Source organism: Lentzea kentuckyensis, from assembly GCF_002150765.1.
Classification (GTDB): Bacteria; Actinomycetota; Actinomycetes; order Mycobacteriales; family Pseudonocardiaceae; genus Lentzea; species Lentzea kentuckyensis.
Map to the genome: position 1 here is coordinate 1 of NZ_MUYM01000025.1, position 15,842 is coordinate 15,842.

Below are 15,842 nucleotides of genomic sequence, written 5' to 3' on the forward strand. Positions count from 1 at the left end.
GGTTGTGGGGTTAGACGAGGGTTCGGCGTTCTCGGAATTGGAGGGCGGCTGCCACGTGGTCGGCGGTGGGGCGGTCTGACTCGGCCAGGTCGGAGAGGGTCCAGGCGACTCGCAGGCAGCGGTCGGCGCCTCGGCCGGTTAGAGCGCCGGTGGCCAGGGCCCGGTCCAGGAGGGCGGTGGTTTGGCGCGGGAGGGCGAACTCTCTGCGCAGGGCTGGGCCGGGGACCACGGCGTTGGTGGGCCAGGTGTGGCCGTGGGCGGACCAGCGGGTCGCGGCTCTCGATCTCGCCTTGAGGACTCTCGTGCGGACCACCTCGGTGGGTTCTGGTGGGGAGGCGTCGGCGTTGGCCATGGCTGTGGTGGCTCGCATGCGGACTCGGAGGTCCACGCGGTCGAGCAGCGGGCCGGAGAGGCGGGCCTGGTAACGGCGGCGGACTGTGGTGGTGCAGACGCAGTCGATCTCTTTGGGTGGGGCGCACGGGCAGGGGTTCGTGGCGAGGATCAACTGGAAGCGGGCCGGGTAGCGGGCTATGCCGTCGCGGCGGGGGATGCGGACTTCGCCGTCTTCCAGGGCCGTGCGGAGGGTGTCGATCGTCTTCTGGCCGAACTCGCAGGCTTCGTCCAGGAACAGGACGCCCTTGTGGGCCCGGGAGGCGGCGCCTGGCTTGGCCATGCCGCTGCCGCCGCCGATCAAGGCCGCGATCGAGGTCGTGTGGTGGACGTTCACGAACGGCGGGCTGGCCACCAGCGGGTAGTCCGAGGAGAGGACTCCGGCCACCGAGTGCACTGCCGTGACCTCCAGGGCCTCTTGGCGGGTCAGCGGCGGGAGGAGGCCGGGCAGGCGTTCGGCGAGCATCGTCTTGCCGGTACCTGGTGGGCCGGTCAGGAGCAGGTGGTGGGCGCCGGCCGCGGCTACCTCCAGGGCCCAGCGGGCTTCCGGCTGGCCCACCACGTCGCCCAGGTCCGGGGCTTCGGGACTGGGCGGGTCGACCTGTGGTGGGGCGGCTTGCAACGTCACGCCCTCGGCGCGAAGCCAGCCGAGGACCTCGGCGAGGGTCAGCGCGCCGTGGACTTCCACTCCGTCCACCAGGGACGCCTCCGGCAGGGCGTCCACCGGGACGATGGCCTTCCGGAGGCCTGCCCTGCGGGCGGCCAGCAGGGCCGGGAGGATGCCGCGCACGGGGCGGACGCGGCCGTCCAGGGCCAGTTCGCCCAGCAGGACGGTGGTGGACAGGCGCTCGGGCGGCACCGAGCCGGCAGCGGCCAGGGTGGCGCAGGCAATGGCCAGGTCGTAGCCGCTGCCGCCCTTGGGCAGGTTCGCCGGGGACAGGCCCAGGACGATGCGCTGCTTCGGCCACTCCTCCTCGCTGTTGCGGACAGCGGCCTTCACGCGCTCCTTCGACTCGTGCAAGGAAGCGTCGGGCAGACCCAGGAGGTGGGTGCGCGGCTGGCCCACGCCCACGTCGGCCTCGATCTCGACGGCCAGGCCGTCGACGCCGTGGAGGGCGACCGACCACGCCTGCGCGAGGCCCATCTCAGGCACCCCGCAGGTGTTGCAGGTGCGCCTTGCCGTCCGCGGGCCAGGTGACCGAGATCAGGTCGACGCGGACCTGGCACCAGCCGACACCGTGCGCGCCCAGCCAGCGCAGGGCCGTCCGGCGGAGGCGGGACAGCTTGCGTTGATCCACCGCCTCGTCCGGGCGGCCCCACACCGGGCCGGATCTGGTCTTGACCTCGCAGACGACCAGGCGGCCGTCCTCGACGGCCACGACATCGAGCTCGCCGTCGCGGCACGTCCAGTTGCGGGACAGGACGACCAGGCCCTGCCCCTCCAGGTACCTGCACGCCAGGTCCTCGCCCTGCCGGCCCAGCTCCTGCTGCTTGGTCTCGACCAGTTCCTGTGCTGCAACCGCTGCCACCACTGCCCTCGCCTCCCTGCGGGTCGTTGGGTACGACCTTGCAGGGCGGGGCGGCGTGGGTGGCCGGGCTGAGGGGAATCTGTGGACAACTCAGCGGCTGTGGACAAGTCGGCCGTTGTCGATCTTGAAACGGCGGAATTGTCGGTGGGGTGTGCTACGTGGGGAACGGCCCACTTTCCGGCAGGCGGAGGTCCGGCTTGTCCAGCTCCTCCACGTTCACGTCCTTGAACGTGATGACACGAACGTTCTTGACGAACCGAGCGGGCCGGTACATGTCCCACACCCACGCGTCCGACATGCGCACCTCGAAGTACACCTCGCCGTCGGCGTTGCGCACCTGCACGTCCACCGAGTTGGCCAGGTAAAAACGCCGTTCGGTCTCCACGACGAACGAGAACTGGCTGACGATGTCGCGGTACTCCTTGTACAGCGACAACTCCATCTCGGTCTCGTACTTCTCGAGATCCTCTGCACTCATTACGCCTCCGCGCGGGTCATCTGCTCCGCGCCCTCCCTCGTCGCGAGCTCCCCGGCGTCAACCGGGGCTGCATCATTCTGGACCACGGCCGTCGCGGTCGTGCCGCGCGCCACCCTGTGCGGCGCGGCGAGACCGTGCTTCGAGGCCGCTGCTGCCACATTTACATACGACCAGCGATGCTCCGCACACGGCCCGTGTTCCATCAACGCGGCTGTGTGCTCGGGCGTGCAGTACCCCTTGTGCACGTTGAACCCGTACTGCGGATATCGCGCGTGCAGATCTTCCATGATCCGGTCCCGCGTGACCTTGGCCAGCACCGATGCCGCCGCCACGCACGCCGCAGCCTGGTCGCCCTTGATCACCGCGACGCTCGGCGCCGGCATCCCCGGCACCTTGAACCCGTCCGTCAGCACGTACCCGGGATGCGTCGACATTCGTGCCACCGCGCGCCGCATGCCTTCAAGGTTCATGACGTGGATGCCCAGCCAGTCGATCTCGGCGGGCGACACGACGACCACGGAGTGATCCACGGCACGCTTGAGGACCAGGTCGTACATCCGGTCCCGCGCCAGCGCCGTCATCAGCTTCGAGTCGTTCAGACCCTCGAGCCGCGCCGCGTCACCCGGCCGCAGCACGCACGCCGCGATCACCAACGGCCCTGCGCACGGCCCGCGTCCGGCCTCGTCGACACCGGCGACCGGCCCCAGCCCGCGGCGCTCCAGCGAGCCCTGCAACGCCCAGTTCCCCGCCGAGCCCCGCACGACGGCACGGGGCGGCATCAGCATGGTCATCGGCGGAATCGGTCCCGCGCTCGACGTCCGAGCAGGAGAAGCGGCCACGCTGCGACGATACCCAGGCCCAGCGGAACGTTCTGCTGCCAGCCCGGCGCGCCCATCGAGACGGCCTGCGGGTTGTGGTCCGTCACCCCGCCCCACCTCGACGGTGGCAGCACGATCACGCGCGCCTTGCCGATCACGTTGTCCACCGGGACCAGCCCGTTGATCCCGCCCTGCCCCTGGCACCGCGAGTCGCACGAGTGGTTGCGGTTGTCGCCGAGCACGAACAGCATGCCGTCCGGGATCTTGAGCTCCTCGAACGACTCCTGCTCGGCCGGCGTGCCCTCGTCGAAGTGCTTGTACGGCTCGTCGAGCGGCTTGCCGTCCACCGTCACGCGGTTCTGCTCGTCGCAGCACTTCACGGTCTGCCCGCCGACGGCGATCACCCGCTTGACGAAGTCCTCCTCGTTCGCCGACGGCAGCCCGATCAGCGACCCGAGCCACGACAGCCCCTGCGAGATCGGGTTGGCCGGCTCGTCGGAGATGAAGTCGTTCTGCCACGACGGCGGCCCGCGGAACACGATCACGTCGCCGGGCGACGGTTCGGTGAAGCGGTAGGTGACCTTGTCCACGAGCACCCGGTCGCCGTAGCAGTCGGTGCACCCGTGCAGCGTCGCCTCCATCGACTCCGACGGGATCATGTAGACGCGGCCGAGGAAGATCTGGATGCCGATCGCGAGGCCGAAGGCGACCAGGATGAGGACTGGCAGTTCCTTCCAGAAGTTGCCCTTCTTCTTTTTCTTCTTCGAAGTTTCCTCCGAAGCGTCCGAAGCGGGTTCGTCACTGGACGGGTTCTGCGCTGGATCGACGTCAACCACGAGATCAGCCTAGGGGCTGTGGGTTGTGATCCGACACAACACTCCACCGATCTTTCGGGAAAACGACGTACCTGGCCTTCCCGATGACGTTCTCGACGGGCACTGTGCCCGCTACGCCCCCACCGCCCTGTTTGCGCGAGTCGGTGGAGTTCATCCGGTTGTCCCCCATTACGAACAACCGGCCTTCCGGCACGCGCACTGGAGCGAACGGCTCGTGGTTCGCTGACGAAGTGCCGGGCTGCCAGTAGACGTACGGCTCATCAAGCGGTTTGCCGTCAACGACAAGACGGTGTTGCTCATCGCAGCACATCACCGTCTGGCCGGGGAGCGCGATGACTCGCTTGACGAAGTCACGTTCGTTCGCGGGCGCGATGCCCAGCAACGAACCGATGTTCTGCACAACGCGTGCAACGGGATTCGTCGACGGTGCGGCACGGAAGTCGTTCGCGGTCCACGCTTCAGGCCCACGGAACACCACGACCTCGCCGGGTTCGATGTCGCTGAAGCGATAGGTGAGCTTGTCGACGAGCACTCGGTCGTTCTCGCAGCCGCCGCAGCCGTGCAACGTGCGTTCCATCGACGCCGAGGGGATCACGTAGACCCGCGCCACGAACGCCTGGATCAGCACCGTCAGCACAACGGCCGTCACGACGACGTAGAGAACATCTCTCCAGACAGGAGTACGCCCCCGCTCCGGTTCATCCGGTGCGGAGGCGTCCTCGAAGTCTTCTGGGCTCGAAGCCACCGATCAGGAGACCGGACGGGCCTCGCGCTTCTCCTTGATCTTGGCAGCCTTGCCGCGCAGGTCGCGCAGGTAGTACAGCTTGGCGCGACGCACGTCACCGCGGGTCACGACCTCGACCTCGGAGATGTTCGGGGAGTGCACCGGGAAGGTGCGCTCGACGCCGACACCGAACGAGACCTTGCGGACGGTGAAGGTCTCACGGATGCCGCCACCCTGGCGACGGATCACGACGCCCTGGAACACCTGGACGCGCTCGCGCGAGCCCTCGATGACGCGGACGTGAACCTTCAGCGTGTCACCGGCGCGGAAGGCCGGGATGTCAGTACGCAGCGACTGGGCGTCAAGCGCGTCCAGGATGTTCATCGGTGTTCCTCACGTGTCTTGAACTCCCCAGAGCATGTTCCATGGCTGTGCACGACATGATGGGGGTCGGCTTGTGTGCGCACGCCGGTATGACAACCAGCTGCGGCAACTGCCCAAGTGTGCCAGACAGCTCCGCCGCACGAAAAATCGGGACTACTCCCCACCCTCGCGCAGGCGCGCGAGCAGGGCCTTGTCGTGCTTGTCGAACGCGTCCGCGGGCAACGATTCCAGCAGGTCAGGACGCCTTTCGAAGGTCCTGACGAGCGATTGGTCACGCCGCCAGCGGTTGATCAGCTTGTGGTTGCCCGACCGCAGCACGTCCGGCACGGCGAGCTCACGCCACACCTCCGGCCGCGTGTAGCTCGGGCCTTCGAGCAGGCCGTCCTGGAACGAGTCCTCGGCGTGCGACTTCGGGTTGCCGAGCACACCGGGCAGCAGCCGCGCGACCGCTTCCACGATCGCGAGCACGGCCACCTCGCCGCCGACCAGCACGTAGTCGCCGATCGACACCTCGTCGACGCGCACGCGCCGTGCGGCGTCATCGACCACACGCTGGTCAATGCCCTCGTAACGGCCGCACGCGAACACAAGGTGCGACTCGTTCGCGTACTCGTGCGCGACTGCCTGCGTGAACGGGCGTCCGGCCGGCGTCGGCACGATGAGACGCGTCTCGTCCGTGCACACGTCATCCAGAGCAGGGCCCCAGATGTCGGCCTTCATGACCATGCCGGGACCGCCGCCGTACGGGCTGTCGTCGACGGCCTTGTGCACGTCCTGCGTCCAGTCCCGCAGGTCGTGGACGCCGACGCTGATCAGGCCCTTGTCGATCGCCTTGCCCAGCAACGCCGCCCGCAGCGGCGCCAGGTACTCCGGGAAGATCGTGACGACGTCAATCTGCATCGAGGAGACCCTCTGGCGGATCGATCACGACACGACCGCCGCGAACGTCCACAGTGGGCACGATCTCGCGCACGAACGGGATCAGCGCCTCGCCGCTGTCACGGATGACGACGAGCAGCTCGCCGCCGGGACCGTGCAGGATCTCCTTGACCGTGCCGATCTTCGTGCCGTCGACGAGTTCGGCCGCGAGCCCTTCGAGCTCGTGGTCGTAGAACTCGTCGGGATCGTCGGTCGGCGGCAGGTCGTCGGTGCTGCCCAGCAACAACGTGCCGCGCAACGCCTCCGCGACATCGCGCGTGACGACTTCCTCGAAACGCACGAGCAGCCGCCCGGCATGAGGCCGGGCGGCTGTCACGGTGAGGCTTCGGGACGTGCCGTCACGCAGCTTGGCCTGCATCGTCGACCCGATCGCGAATCGCAACTCGGGAGAGTCAGTGCGCACGTCAACGGCGAGTTCGCCGGTGATCCCGTGCGCCTTGGCCACACGGCCGACAACTACGTCCATTTGCCCTGAAAACTCGTTCTTCAGCGGTCGGTGTCAACGACGTCGACCCGCACACCACGACCGCCGATACCGGCCATCACGGTGCGCAGAGCCGTCGCGGTGCGACCGCCACGACCGATCACCTTGCCGAGGTCGTCCGGGTGGACGTGGACCTCGAGGGTGCGGCCGCGGCGGGTCGTGACGAGGTTCACCCGGACGTCGTCCGGGTGGTCGACGATGCCGCGAACGAGGTGTTCGAGGGCGTCAGCCAACAAACTCACGCCTCGTCCTTGGGCGCCTCGGCGTCAGCCTTGGGAGCGTCGTCGGCCTTCTTGGCCTTCTTCGCCTTCGGCGTGGTGGCCTCGGTCATCGGCTCCTCGTTCGCGGCGGCGAGCGCGGCGGCGAACAGGTCGGCCTTCGACGGCTTCGGCTCCTTGACCTTCAGGGTGCCCTCGGCGCCCGGCAGGCCCTTGAACTTCTGCCAGTCACCGGTGATCTCGAGGAGACGCTGCACCGACTCGGTCGGCTGCGCGCCGACACCCAGCCAGTACTGCGCGCGCTCGGAGTCGACCGCGATGAACGACGGCTCTTCCTTGGGGTGGTACTTGCCGATCGTCTCGATGGCCTTGCCGTCGCGACGGGTGCGCGCGTCGGCGACCACGATGCGGTAGTACGGCTGACGGATCTTGCCGAGACGCTGAAGCTTGATCTTGACGGCCACTGGCCTGGTACTCCTTGACTCTGTGTTGGTGGTTCGCACAGCCGCGGCCCGGGCAGAGGGGCCGACCGCGACGGACAACCGGCAATTCTGCCAGATGGGGGCCGGCGGATCCGAATCGGGGCGCTAAGCGAACGGCGTGACCGTTCCCAGTGCCTCTTTCACGGCTCGCGCGTGCTCGACCGCGCCAGGCGTGTCGCCGTGCACGCACAACGACTCCGCGTGGGTCTTGATGACGGTGCCGTCGACCGCGACGATCTCGCCGTCCTGGAGCCTTCGCGCACGCTCGATGATCTGCGCGGAGTCCGTGAGCAGGGCGTTCGGTTCACTGCGCGGCACCAGCGTGCCCTGCGGGGTGTAGCCGCGGTCGGCGAACGCCTCCTGGACCGGTCGCAGGCCCGCCGCCTCGGCCTTCCTGAGCAGCTGCGAGCCGGGCAGACCGAGGATCGGCAGGTCCCGGAACGCCCTGGCGCCGTTGACCACCGCTTCCGCCTGCTTCTCGTGGTGCACGGCCGCGTTGTAGAGAGCGCCGTGCGGCTTCACGTACGCGACCTCGGTGCCTGCTGCTCGTGCGCACGCATCGAGCGCACCGATTTGGTACAGCACTTCGTCGGCCAGCTCGACGGGGTCGGCGTCGATGAACCTGCGGCCGAACCCCGCGAGGTCGCGGTAGGAGACCTGGGCGCCGATCCGGACGCCGTTCCTGGCCGCTTCCTCACAGACCTGGCGCATGGTCCGCGGATCACCGGCGTGGAAGCCGCACGCGACGTTCGCGCTGGTGATGATGCCCAGCAGCGCGTTGTCGTCGCCGAGCTTCCAGATGCCGAACCCCTCGCCGAGGTCGCTGTTCAGGTCCATCACATGACCCCGGCGGAGACGAGGAGGAGGCTGAGCCCCGGCAGGAAGTTGTTCATCATGTGCGCCACGATGCTCGCCCCGAGCCGGCGGGTGAGCAGGCGGGCTATGCCGATCGGGATCGCGATGACGAGCAGCAACGACGTGCGGAGCGGTTCGAAGTGCCCGATCGCGAAGATCACCGTGGTGAGCGCGAACGCGGCCCAGCGGCTCCAGCCCTGCCGTTCGACGGCGCCCCAGAGCAGGCCGCGGTAGATGATCTCCTCGCAGACCGGCCCGATGAGGCTCACGTAGAGGAACATCGTGATCGCGGCGCTGATCGGCAGGTTCGAGCCGGACAGCAGGTCGCCGACCGCGCTCGTGGCGTTCTCCTCGCCGACGACCTTCGCCCAGATCGTGGCGGCGGAGTAGGTGAGGACGAGGCCGAGAATGCCGAGCTTGAGGCCGGTGGCCAGGTCTTCCTTGGTCATGCTGAAGCGCAGGTCGATCTTCGGCCCGTTGCCTCTGACGTAGGTGATCGCGACCGCCGTGGCGGCCGCGAGGATCGTCGGCACGATCGAGCCGATCAGCACGAACGCCACGGAGTCGGCGAGACTGACGCCGAACTGCCTGGCCACAGCCGTGATGAACACGGCACTCAGGATGAAGACGGCCTCCACCAGGAGGAAAGCGCCGAACCCCCAGCGCTGGCCGACCCGCTCGGGCTCCGGGTTGCGGCTGATGTCCCGCACGCTTTCGAGGAAGCCTCGCTTCGGCTTCAGGGACTCCGGCTCACTCACGCTCTGCAATCTAGTCACGCCCCGGCTGCCTGCGGCCGCACAGCGATCAGTGCCACTCTCATGATCAGCTACCTCGCGATCGACGGCTTCTGAGACACCGATGCGCTGTCGGTGCCTCGCGATACGCTTGGAGTGGGGACCGCGATCCCCCTGGGGGAGTGCTGCCGCCCCCGAATCCGAGGCTACTGTGCGGCACCGACGGAAACCGGGCCAAGCATCTGGTCAAAAGATGGTCAGATCGGGTCCCCGCCGGATGTCCTTCTCCTGCTGGTTGGATCGGCAGACGAACGCTGCTACTAAACCTCACCGGCGCAGCGCCGTCTCCTCCTTCATGTGCGAGAGCTTCGCGGGGTTGCGCACCGCGTAGAGCCCGCTGATCCGTCCTTCGTCGATGCGCACCGCGATCACCGTGTCGAGTTCGCCGTCGAACCTGACGATCAACGCCGGGTGCCCGTTCGCGTGGGCCGGCTCCATCGTCCAGCCGCTGACCTTGAGCAGGCCGCCGAGCAGCATGCGCGCCACCTTGTCCGCGCCGACGACCGGGCGAGGGACCGCCTGCTTCACGCCGCCGCCGTCGCCGAGGAAGACGACGTCGGGGGCCAGGAGGTCCAGCAACGCCTGCAGGTCGCCGGTTTCGGTGGCGCGTTTGAACGCGGCGAGAGCGTCGCGGGACACCGCCTGGGGAACCACCTCGCGGGGGCGGCGGGAGGCCACGTGCGAGCGGGCCCGGTGCGCGATCTGGCGGACCGCTGCGGGGTTCTTGTCGACGGCGGACGCGATCTCGTCGTAGTCCAGGTCGAAGACCTCGCGCAGGACGAAGACGGCACGTTCGGTCGGGGTCAGGGTTTCGAGGACGAGCATCATCGCCATCGAGACGCTGTCGGCGAGTTCGACGTCCTCCGCGACGTCCGGAGTGGTCAGCAGGGGTTCGGGGAGCCAGGAGCCGACGTAGGACTCCTTGCGGCGGCCCAAGGTCCGCAGCTTCGACAACGCCTGGCGGGTGACGATGCGGACCAGGTAGGCGCGGTGGTTCTCGACCACGGCGAGGTCGACGCCGGACCACTTCAGCCACGTCTCCTGCAGCACGTCCTCGGCGTCGGCGGCCGAGCCCAGCATCTCGTAGGCGATCGTGAAGAGCAGGTTGCGGTGGCTGACGAACGTGTCGGTGGCGTCGGACATTGATCTCCCCCTCGGAAACGAGCCTCCCCACAAGACACCAGCGAACCGCGGTTTGTGACCGTGTCGTGCGTCACAAAAAGCCGGTGTCACAAGCGGCGGAGGAGCGGCATCTCATGGTCGTCAAGCAAGGCCCACGAGGGAGGAAATCATGGAACCGCGCTTCAACCTCTTCGGCACCGAGACCGGCACCAAGCTCGCGAAGCGGTTCGCGGGACTGGGTCAGGCGGTCCACCAGACGTCGCTGCCGGCGATCACCGCCGAACTGGTCAGCCTGCGGGCAAGCCAGCTCAACGGCTGCGGCTTCTGCCTCGACATGCACGTCAAGGAGGCCATCGCGGCCGGCGAGGACCCGCTGCGGCTGCACCTGGTGGCCGGCTGGCGCGAGACGACGGTGTTCACCGAGGCCGAGCAGGCCGCGCTGGCGTTCACCGAGGAAGGCACGCTGCTCACGCGCGAAGGCGTGAGCGACGAGACCTGGGCGAACCTGTGCAAGCACTACGACGACGAGCAGACTGCCGCGCTCGTCTGCCTGGTCGGGCTGATCAACGCCGCGAACCGGATGGCCGTGATCTCGCGTCAGAAGGGCGGCTCGTACCAGACCGGCGCGATGGCCGACTTCAAGGCCTAGTGCCGTGACCACCGGCCCTAGTGGATCCGGCCCCTGAGCATGATCATGCGCGGCGACCGCAGGACCTCGAGGTTCTCGCGAGGGTCCTCGTCGTAGACCACGATGTCCGCGGCCGCGCCCTCGCTCAACGAGGGGAAGCCCAGCCATGAACGGGCGTTCCACGACGCGGCACCGATGGCGTCCGCGGCGCTCATGCCCACGCGGTGCAGCGCGGTGATCTCGTCGACGATGCGGCCGTGCTGGATGCCGCCGCCCGCGTCGGTGCCCGCGTAGACCGGCACGCCCGCCTCGATCGCCGACGCCACGGTCGTCGACACACGGGCGTGCAGGTCACGCATGTGGTTCGCGTACGTCGGGTACTTGCCGGCCCTGTCCGCGATGCCGGGGAACGTCTCGATGTTGACCAGCGTCGGCACCAGCGTGGTGCCTCTGGCGGCCATCAACGAGATCGTGTCGTCGGTGAGGCCGGTGCCGTGCTCGATGCAGTCGATGCCGGCGTTGATCAGCCCCGGCAGGGCGTCCTCGCCGAACACGTGGGCGGTGACCTTGGCACCGGCGTCGTGGGCGACCTTGATCGCCTGGGCCAGTTCGTCGTCCGTCCACAGTGGAGCCAGGTCGCCCACGCCGCGGTCGATCCAGTCGCCGACGAGCTTCACCCAGCCGTCGCCGTACGCGGCCTGCTCGGCGACCGCCGAGGCCAGGTCCGACTCGATCTCCACGCCGATGTGCGGGAGGTAGCGCTTCGGGCGGGCGATGTGGCGGCCCGCCCGGATGATCCGCGGCAGGTCCAGGCGCTCCTGCAACGGCGTGGTGTCGATCGGCGAACCGCAGTCGCGGATCAGCAACGTGCCCGCGGCGCGGTCGGTCAGTGCCTGCTCGACGGCCTCGGACAGCTCGACGCCGCCGTGCGAACCCAGGCCGACGTGGCAGTGCGCGTCGACCAGGCCCGGAACGAGGAACCCGCCGTCGACCACGGTCTGTGCGTTCGGCACCGGCTGGGTGCGCACACGACCGTTGACGACCCACAGGTCTCGCGGTTCGCCGTCCGGCAGGACGACGCCGCGCAGGTGCATCGTCACTTCTTCTTGTCGTCCCCGTCGAACTTGAACTTCGTGGGGTCGAAGCCGGGCGGGAGCTCGTTCATGCCGCCACCGAGGTTCGGCAGGCCACCGCCGGGAGGCATGCCGGGGATCCCGCCGGGGGGCATGCCGGGCATGCCGCCGGGGAACATCCCCGGGAAGCCGCCCTTGATCTTCGGGGGCGTCGGGCCACGTCCGCCCTTGCCCTTCTTCCCCTTCTTGCCCTTGCGGGTCTTGCTGCCGCCACCGCCGCCGAAGCCCATCCGGCCGGCCATCGACGCCATCATCTTGCGGGCCTCGAAGAAGCGGTTGACCAGGTCGTTGACGTCGCTGACCTTGACGCCCGAACCGTTCGCGATGCGCAGCCGGCGGGAGCCGTTGATGATCTTCGGGTCGTCCCGCTCCGCCGGGGTCATGCCGCGAATGATCGCCTGGATGCGGTCGAGGTGCTTCTCGTCCAGCATGCCCAGCTGGTCCTTCATCTGACCCGCGCCGGGGAGCATGCCGAGCAGGTTCGCGATCGGACCCATCTTGCGGATCGCGAGCATCTGCTCCAGGAAGTCCTCGAGCGTCAACTGGCCGGAGTGCAGCTTCTGGGCGGCCTTCTCGGCCTGCTCCTGGTCGAAGTGCTGCTCGGCCTGCTCGATCAGGGTGAGGACGTCGCCCATGCCCAGGATGCGGCTCGCCATCCGGTCCGGGTGGAAGACGTCGAAGTCCTCGAGCTTCTCGCCGTTGGACGCGAAGAGGATCGGCTGGCCGGTGACCTCGCGGACCGACAGCGCGGCACCACCGCGGGCGTCGCCGTCGAGCTTGGTCAGCACCACACCGGTGAAGCCGACGCCGTCACGGAAGGCCGTGGCGGTGTTGATCGCGTCCTGACCGACCATCGCGTCGACCACGAACAGGACCTCGTCCGGGTCGACCGCGGCCCGGATGTCGATGGCCTGCTTCATCATCTCCTCGTCGACGCCCAGCCGGCCGGCCGTGTCGACGAGAACGATGTCGTGCTGCTTGGCCTTGGCTTCCTCGACGCCGCGGCGCGAGACCTCGACCGGGTTGCCGACGCCGTTGCCGGGCTCGGGAGCGAAGACGGGCACGCCCGCGCGCTCACCGACGACCTGGAGCTGCGTCACCGCGTTGGGGCGCTGCAGATCGGCGGCGACGAGCAGCGGCGTGTGGCCCTGGCCCTTCAGCCACTTGGCCAGCTTGCCGGCGAGCGTCGTCTTACCCGCACCCTGCAGACCCGCCAGCATGATCACCGACGGCGGGTTCTTCGCGAGGTTGAGCCTGCGGGTCTCGCCGCCGAGGACGTTGATCAGTTCCTCGTTGACGATCTTCACGACCTGCTGCGCCGGGTTCAGCGCCTGGTGCACCTCGGAGCCCTTGGCGCGCTCCTTCACCTTGGCGATGAAGCCGCGCACAACGGGCAGCGCGACGTCGGCCTCGAGCAGGGCGACCCTGATCTCGCGGGCGGTCGCGTCGATGTCGGCGTCGCTGAGCCGGCCCTTGCCGCGAAGGCCCTGGAGAACCGTGGTCAGCCGGTCGGAAAGCGTGGAGAACACGCCTCCCAGACTAGCTAACCTCGCGTTCACCCGATCCCGTGGCTCGCCAGGGCCTCCAGCAGCACCGGCTCACGGCGCCCGACCGGAGCAGTGGAGATCTGTGCGAACCGCAGCCCCGCCGCCACCGCCGCACCGTCCGACACCGGGTCGTCGCCGATGTACAGGCATTCGGACGGGTCGACGTCGAGCCGCACGCAGGCGGCCTCGAACGCACGGGTAGAAGGCTTCGAGACGCCGATCTCGAACGACAGCGCGTAGGCGTCCACGGACAGCGACTCGCGCGCGAAGACGCTGCGGATGTCCCACGAGATGTTGCTCAGCACCCCGACCTTCAACGGCCGCGCGACCCGCAAGGCCTCGGCCGTATCGGAGTAGGGCAGCCAGAACGCCGGGTTGTGCAGGCGCTGGAACAGGTCGTCGGGCATCGACAGCCCGGCCAGCCGGAACAGGGTCCAGTAGGCCGACCGGTTCGCCAGCGCGGTCAGGTCCCGTGCGTCCCACACGGCTCGTTCAGCCGCGTTCATTCGTGCGATGTAAGGCGCGGGCGCACGCAGCACGGAGAGGTGGGACGGGGAGAGCCAGCGGTAGGTGGGACGCCCGAACAGGGTGCCTGCGAAGTCGAAGAGGACAGCCTTGATCACGACACCATGATGCGCAGACCACCCGAGGTGCCCGCACGGGTGAGGAGCGTCACGCTCGCGAAACCGAAGGGCACCCAGCCCGCTTCGAACTGGGCTCGCATCGACGAACCGCGGCGGACGTGTCGCTCGAAAGCATGGGTTCGCACGACGCGGCGGCGGGCGATCTGGCCGTCCAGGGCCTGGGCCGCCGACGCGTCCAGCCACAGGAAGTGGCGGTGACGCGCCGACAGCAGGCCGGCCAGCACCAGCATGAAACGGGTGCCGGGGCGGGTGGACGGCTCGTGGACGACCAGCAGGCCCGCGCAGAAGATCGCCGCCCAGAAGACGCGCAACCGGTGGGTGAGATGCACGAAGACGCGCCAGTACTTGTACGGCAGCGGCATCCGCGGTTCCAGCCACATGCGCACCTGGTCGGAGTCGAGCACGGTGACCGGCTCGTCCGCGTCGAGGCGGGTGAGCAGCGTCGTCTTGCCCGCGCCGGGGATGCCGGCGAGGACTACGAGCGAGCGCGGCTGCACCCGGACGACTGCGGTCTGCGTGTTCAACACGGCGGTCATGCCCTAAAAGACGTCTTGCCCATCCTTCTCGTTCAGTTTGGTCCGATTTCTGGCGAAATGCACAGGCTTTCAGCGCCAGACGACGGCCCGGAAGGTGCCGTCGGCGAAGGTTGCCACGCCGATGACCAGCCCGACCTCACTCAGCCCCGTCACGGTGTGACGTGCGGCACCTGTCAACGACGGCAGCGAGGTCCGAGCACCGCTCATGTCCCAGGTCGCGGCGGTGGTGCCGACGGTGCCCGCGACGACGCCGGAGTTGTTCACCTCGGACGCACGCGAGGGCGCGGGTGCCAGAGTTTCCACGCCACTGCCGAAGACGTCCCACCTGGTCGCCTGCGACGACAGTTCCCCTACCGCGAAGCCGTTGTCGTTGATGTCTAACGGCCGTGCGCCGGCACCGAGCTGGGTCTTGCTGTTGCGCAGCCACAGCACGCCGTTGCCACCAACGGTTCCGGTCGCCTCACCGAGTTGGTTGGCGCCGTAGAACTCGCCTGCGTCGAGCACGGTCCGCACGCCTGACGGGCTCCACCGGACCACGTCGTTGCCGCTCTTCCCGATGACCGTGTTGCCGTTGGCCACGCGGTGCGCGCTGCCCGTGCCCAGGATCGTCACGTCACCCCATGACTCCCACAGGACCGCCTGGCTGACGCCGTTGATCGTCGCGGTACCCACGACCGTGCCGGAGTCGTTGACGTCGTACGCGACCGAACTCGTCGCGCCCGCGACCGTCAGCTGCACCAGCGCCCCGGAGGACAGCCACTTCACGGCCTGGGCCTGACCCGCGGAGTTCACGGCGTAACCGACGACAACGTTGTCGCGATTGATGGCCGCCGCCCACGAGTCGAACCCGAGGTCCGCGAGCTTCTTGATGCCGTCCCACCGGTCCCACCGCACGGCGTGCTGCGCGGTGCCCGTGCCGTGGGAGACGCCGGCGATCGTGCCGGAGTCGTTGATGTCGACCGCGGAACTCCTGAGATCGCCCGGCAACGTGCCGAGATCCTCCACGGCGAGCGGAGCGGCCTGTGCGGTGGCGGGAATGATCAGGGCCGCGACGACGGCGGCCACCATTGCGGTTCTCAACGTTCTTCCTCCCCAGTCAGAACAACGAGAACTCGACCTTGCCCAGGCCGGACGCGGATTGTCCAGGAACCTGTCTCGTTGTCAGGCAAGGGAATCGGCGGTGGTGCGAGTGCCCGGTACCTCCCCCGGCGCCGTCACTCGTCACCACCGCCTCTGCCAGTCCGGGAAGCCATCCACCCCTCGAGGACGCTTTCCGGACACCACGAAGACTGCCGTGTTCC

Annotated in this window: 20 protein-coding genes; 1 reads left to right on the forward strand and 19 read right to left on the reverse strand. The window is 68.5% G+C overall.

Annotated elements, in window-relative coordinates; all coding sequences use genetic code 11:
* Positions 1-10 precede the first annotated feature (10 nt).
* From B0F77_RS14300 to B0F77_RS14365, 14 genes are all read right to left on the reverse strand, one after another.
* Positions 11-1,534, reverse strand: coding sequence for a YifB family Mg chelatase-like AAA ATPase (locus tag B0F77_RS14300; RefSeq protein ID WP_086663375.1), 1,524 nt, complete (start codon positions 1,532-1,534; stop codon positions 11-13).
* A gap of 1 nt (position 1,535) precedes the next feature.
* Positions 1,536-1,919, reverse strand: a complete 384-nt coding sequence (locus B0F77_RS14305) for a YraN family protein (RefSeq protein ID WP_245848145.1) — start codon at positions 1,917-1,919, stop codon at positions 1,536-1,538.
* Positions 1,920-2,073: 154 nt separating this feature from the next.
* Positions 2,074-2,397 (reverse strand): DUF2469 domain-containing protein, encoded by a 324-nt coding sequence (locus B0F77_RS14310; protein ID WP_030468024.1) that lies wholly within the window; start codon positions 2,395-2,397, stop codon positions 2,074-2,076.
* Positions 2,397-3,188, reverse strand: a complete 792-nt coding sequence (locus B0F77_RS14315) for a ribonuclease HII (RefSeq protein WP_211293787.1) — start codon at positions 3,186-3,188, stop codon at positions 2,397-2,399. The genes B0F77_RS14310 and B0F77_RS14315 overlap by 1 nt, the downstream gene beginning before the upstream one ends.
* Complete coding sequence (gene lepB, locus B0F77_RS14320; protein ID WP_086663377.1) at positions 3,185-4,051, reverse strand: signal peptidase I; 867 nt, start codon at positions 4,049-4,051, stop codon at positions 3,185-3,187. Before lepB (B0F77_RS14320) ends, B0F77_RS14315 begins: the two co-directional genes overlap by 4 nt.
* Positions 4,052-4,055: 4 nt before the next feature.
* Positions 4,056-4,796, reverse strand: coding sequence for a signal peptidase I (gene lepB / locus B0F77_RS14325; protein WP_086663378.1), 741 nt, complete (start codon positions 4,794-4,796; stop codon positions 4,056-4,058).
* Positions 4,797-4,799: 3 nt separating this feature from the next.
* Positions 4,800-5,159, reverse strand: coding sequence for a 50S ribosomal protein L19 (gene rplS / locus B0F77_RS14330; protein ID WP_086663379.1), 360 nt, complete (start codon positions 5,157-5,159; stop codon positions 4,800-4,802).
* 153 nt (positions 5,160-5,312) lie between these two features.
* Positions 5,313-6,059, reverse strand: coding sequence for a tRNA (guanosine(37)-N1)-methyltransferase TrmD (gene trmD, locus B0F77_RS14335; protein WP_086663380.1), 747 nt, complete (start codon positions 6,057-6,059; stop codon positions 5,313-5,315).
* Positions 6,049-6,564, reverse strand: coding sequence for a ribosome maturation factor RimM (rimM, locus tag B0F77_RS14340; protein ID WP_086663381.1), 516 nt, complete (start codon positions 6,562-6,564; stop codon positions 6,049-6,051). The genes trmD and rimM overlap by 11 nt, the downstream gene beginning before the upstream one ends.
* A 20-nt stretch (positions 6,565-6,584) precedes the next feature.
* Positions 6,585-6,824 (reverse strand): RNA-binding protein, encoded by a 240-nt coding sequence (locus tag B0F77_RS14345; protein ID WP_030468017.1) that lies wholly within the window; start codon positions 6,822-6,824, stop codon positions 6,585-6,587.
* On the reverse strand, positions 6,821-7,264 hold the full coding sequence (rpsP, locus tag B0F77_RS14350; protein WP_086663382.1) for a 30S ribosomal protein S16: 444 nt from the start codon (positions 7,262-7,264) through the stop codon (positions 6,821-6,823). Before rpsP ends, B0F77_RS14345 begins: the two co-directional genes overlap by 4 nt.
* Positions 7,265-7,387: 123 nt before the next feature.
* Complete coding sequence (locus tag B0F77_RS14355) at positions 7,388-8,119, reverse strand: LamB/YcsF family protein (RefSeq protein ID WP_086663383.1); 732 nt, start codon at positions 8,117-8,119, stop codon at positions 7,388-7,390.
* Positions 8,119-8,895, reverse strand: coding sequence for a CPBP family intramembrane glutamic endopeptidase (locus tag B0F77_RS14360; protein WP_086663384.1), 777 nt, complete (start codon positions 8,893-8,895; stop codon positions 8,119-8,121). The genes B0F77_RS14355 and B0F77_RS14360 overlap by 1 nt, the downstream gene beginning before the upstream one ends.
* Positions 8,896-9,198: 303 nt before the next feature.
* A complete protein-coding gene (locus B0F77_RS14365; RefSeq protein ID WP_086663385.1) occupies positions 9,199-10,074 on the reverse strand; it encodes an RNA polymerase sigma-70 factor in 876 nt (291 codons plus the stop codon).
* A 148-nt stretch (positions 10,075-10,222) separates the two neighbouring features.
* Between B0F77_RS14365 and B0F77_RS14370 the strand changes: the two genes are divergently transcribed.
* Positions 10,223-10,702 (forward strand): carboxymuconolactone decarboxylase family protein, encoded by a 480-nt coding sequence (locus B0F77_RS14370; RefSeq protein WP_086663386.1) that lies wholly within the window; start codon positions 10,223-10,225, stop codon positions 10,700-10,702.
* Positions 10,703-10,719: 17 nt separating this feature from the next.
* Here B0F77_RS14370 and B0F77_RS14375 read toward each other — a convergent pair whose 3' ends face one another.
* From B0F77_RS14375 to B0F77_RS14395, 5 genes are all read right to left on the reverse strand, one after another.
* The gene (locus B0F77_RS14375; protein WP_086663416.1) at positions 10,720-11,775 is read right to left on the reverse strand and encodes an amidohydrolase family protein; all 1,056 of its coding nucleotides are present in this window, start codon (positions 11,773-11,775) and stop codon (positions 10,720-10,722) included.
* A gap of 2 nt (positions 11,776-11,777) precedes the next feature.
* Positions 11,778-13,343 carry a signal recognition particle protein gene (ffh, locus tag B0F77_RS14380; RefSeq protein WP_086663387.1) on the reverse strand — a complete coding sequence of 522 codons (1,566 nt, stop codon included), beginning with the start codon at positions 13,341-13,343 and terminating at the stop codon, positions 11,778-11,780.
* Between the two features lie 26 nt (positions 13,344-13,369).
* Entirely contained in the window at positions 13,370-13,984 is a 615-nt protein-coding gene (locus B0F77_RS14385; protein WP_086663388.1) for an HAD family hydrolase, read from the reverse strand.
* A complete protein-coding gene (locus tag B0F77_RS14390) occupies positions 13,981-14,541 on the reverse strand; it encodes an AAA family ATPase (protein WP_086663389.1) in 561 nt (186 codons plus the stop codon). The genes B0F77_RS14385 and B0F77_RS14390 overlap by 4 nt, the downstream gene beginning before the upstream one ends.
* Before the next feature lie 69 nt (positions 14,542-14,610).
* Positions 14,611-15,621 carry a hypothetical protein gene (locus B0F77_RS14395; RefSeq protein WP_143466722.1) on the reverse strand — a complete coding sequence of 337 codons (1,011 nt, stop codon included), beginning with the start codon at positions 15,619-15,621 and terminating at the stop codon, positions 14,611-14,613.
* Between the last annotated feature and the right edge of the window lie 221 nt (positions 15,622-15,842).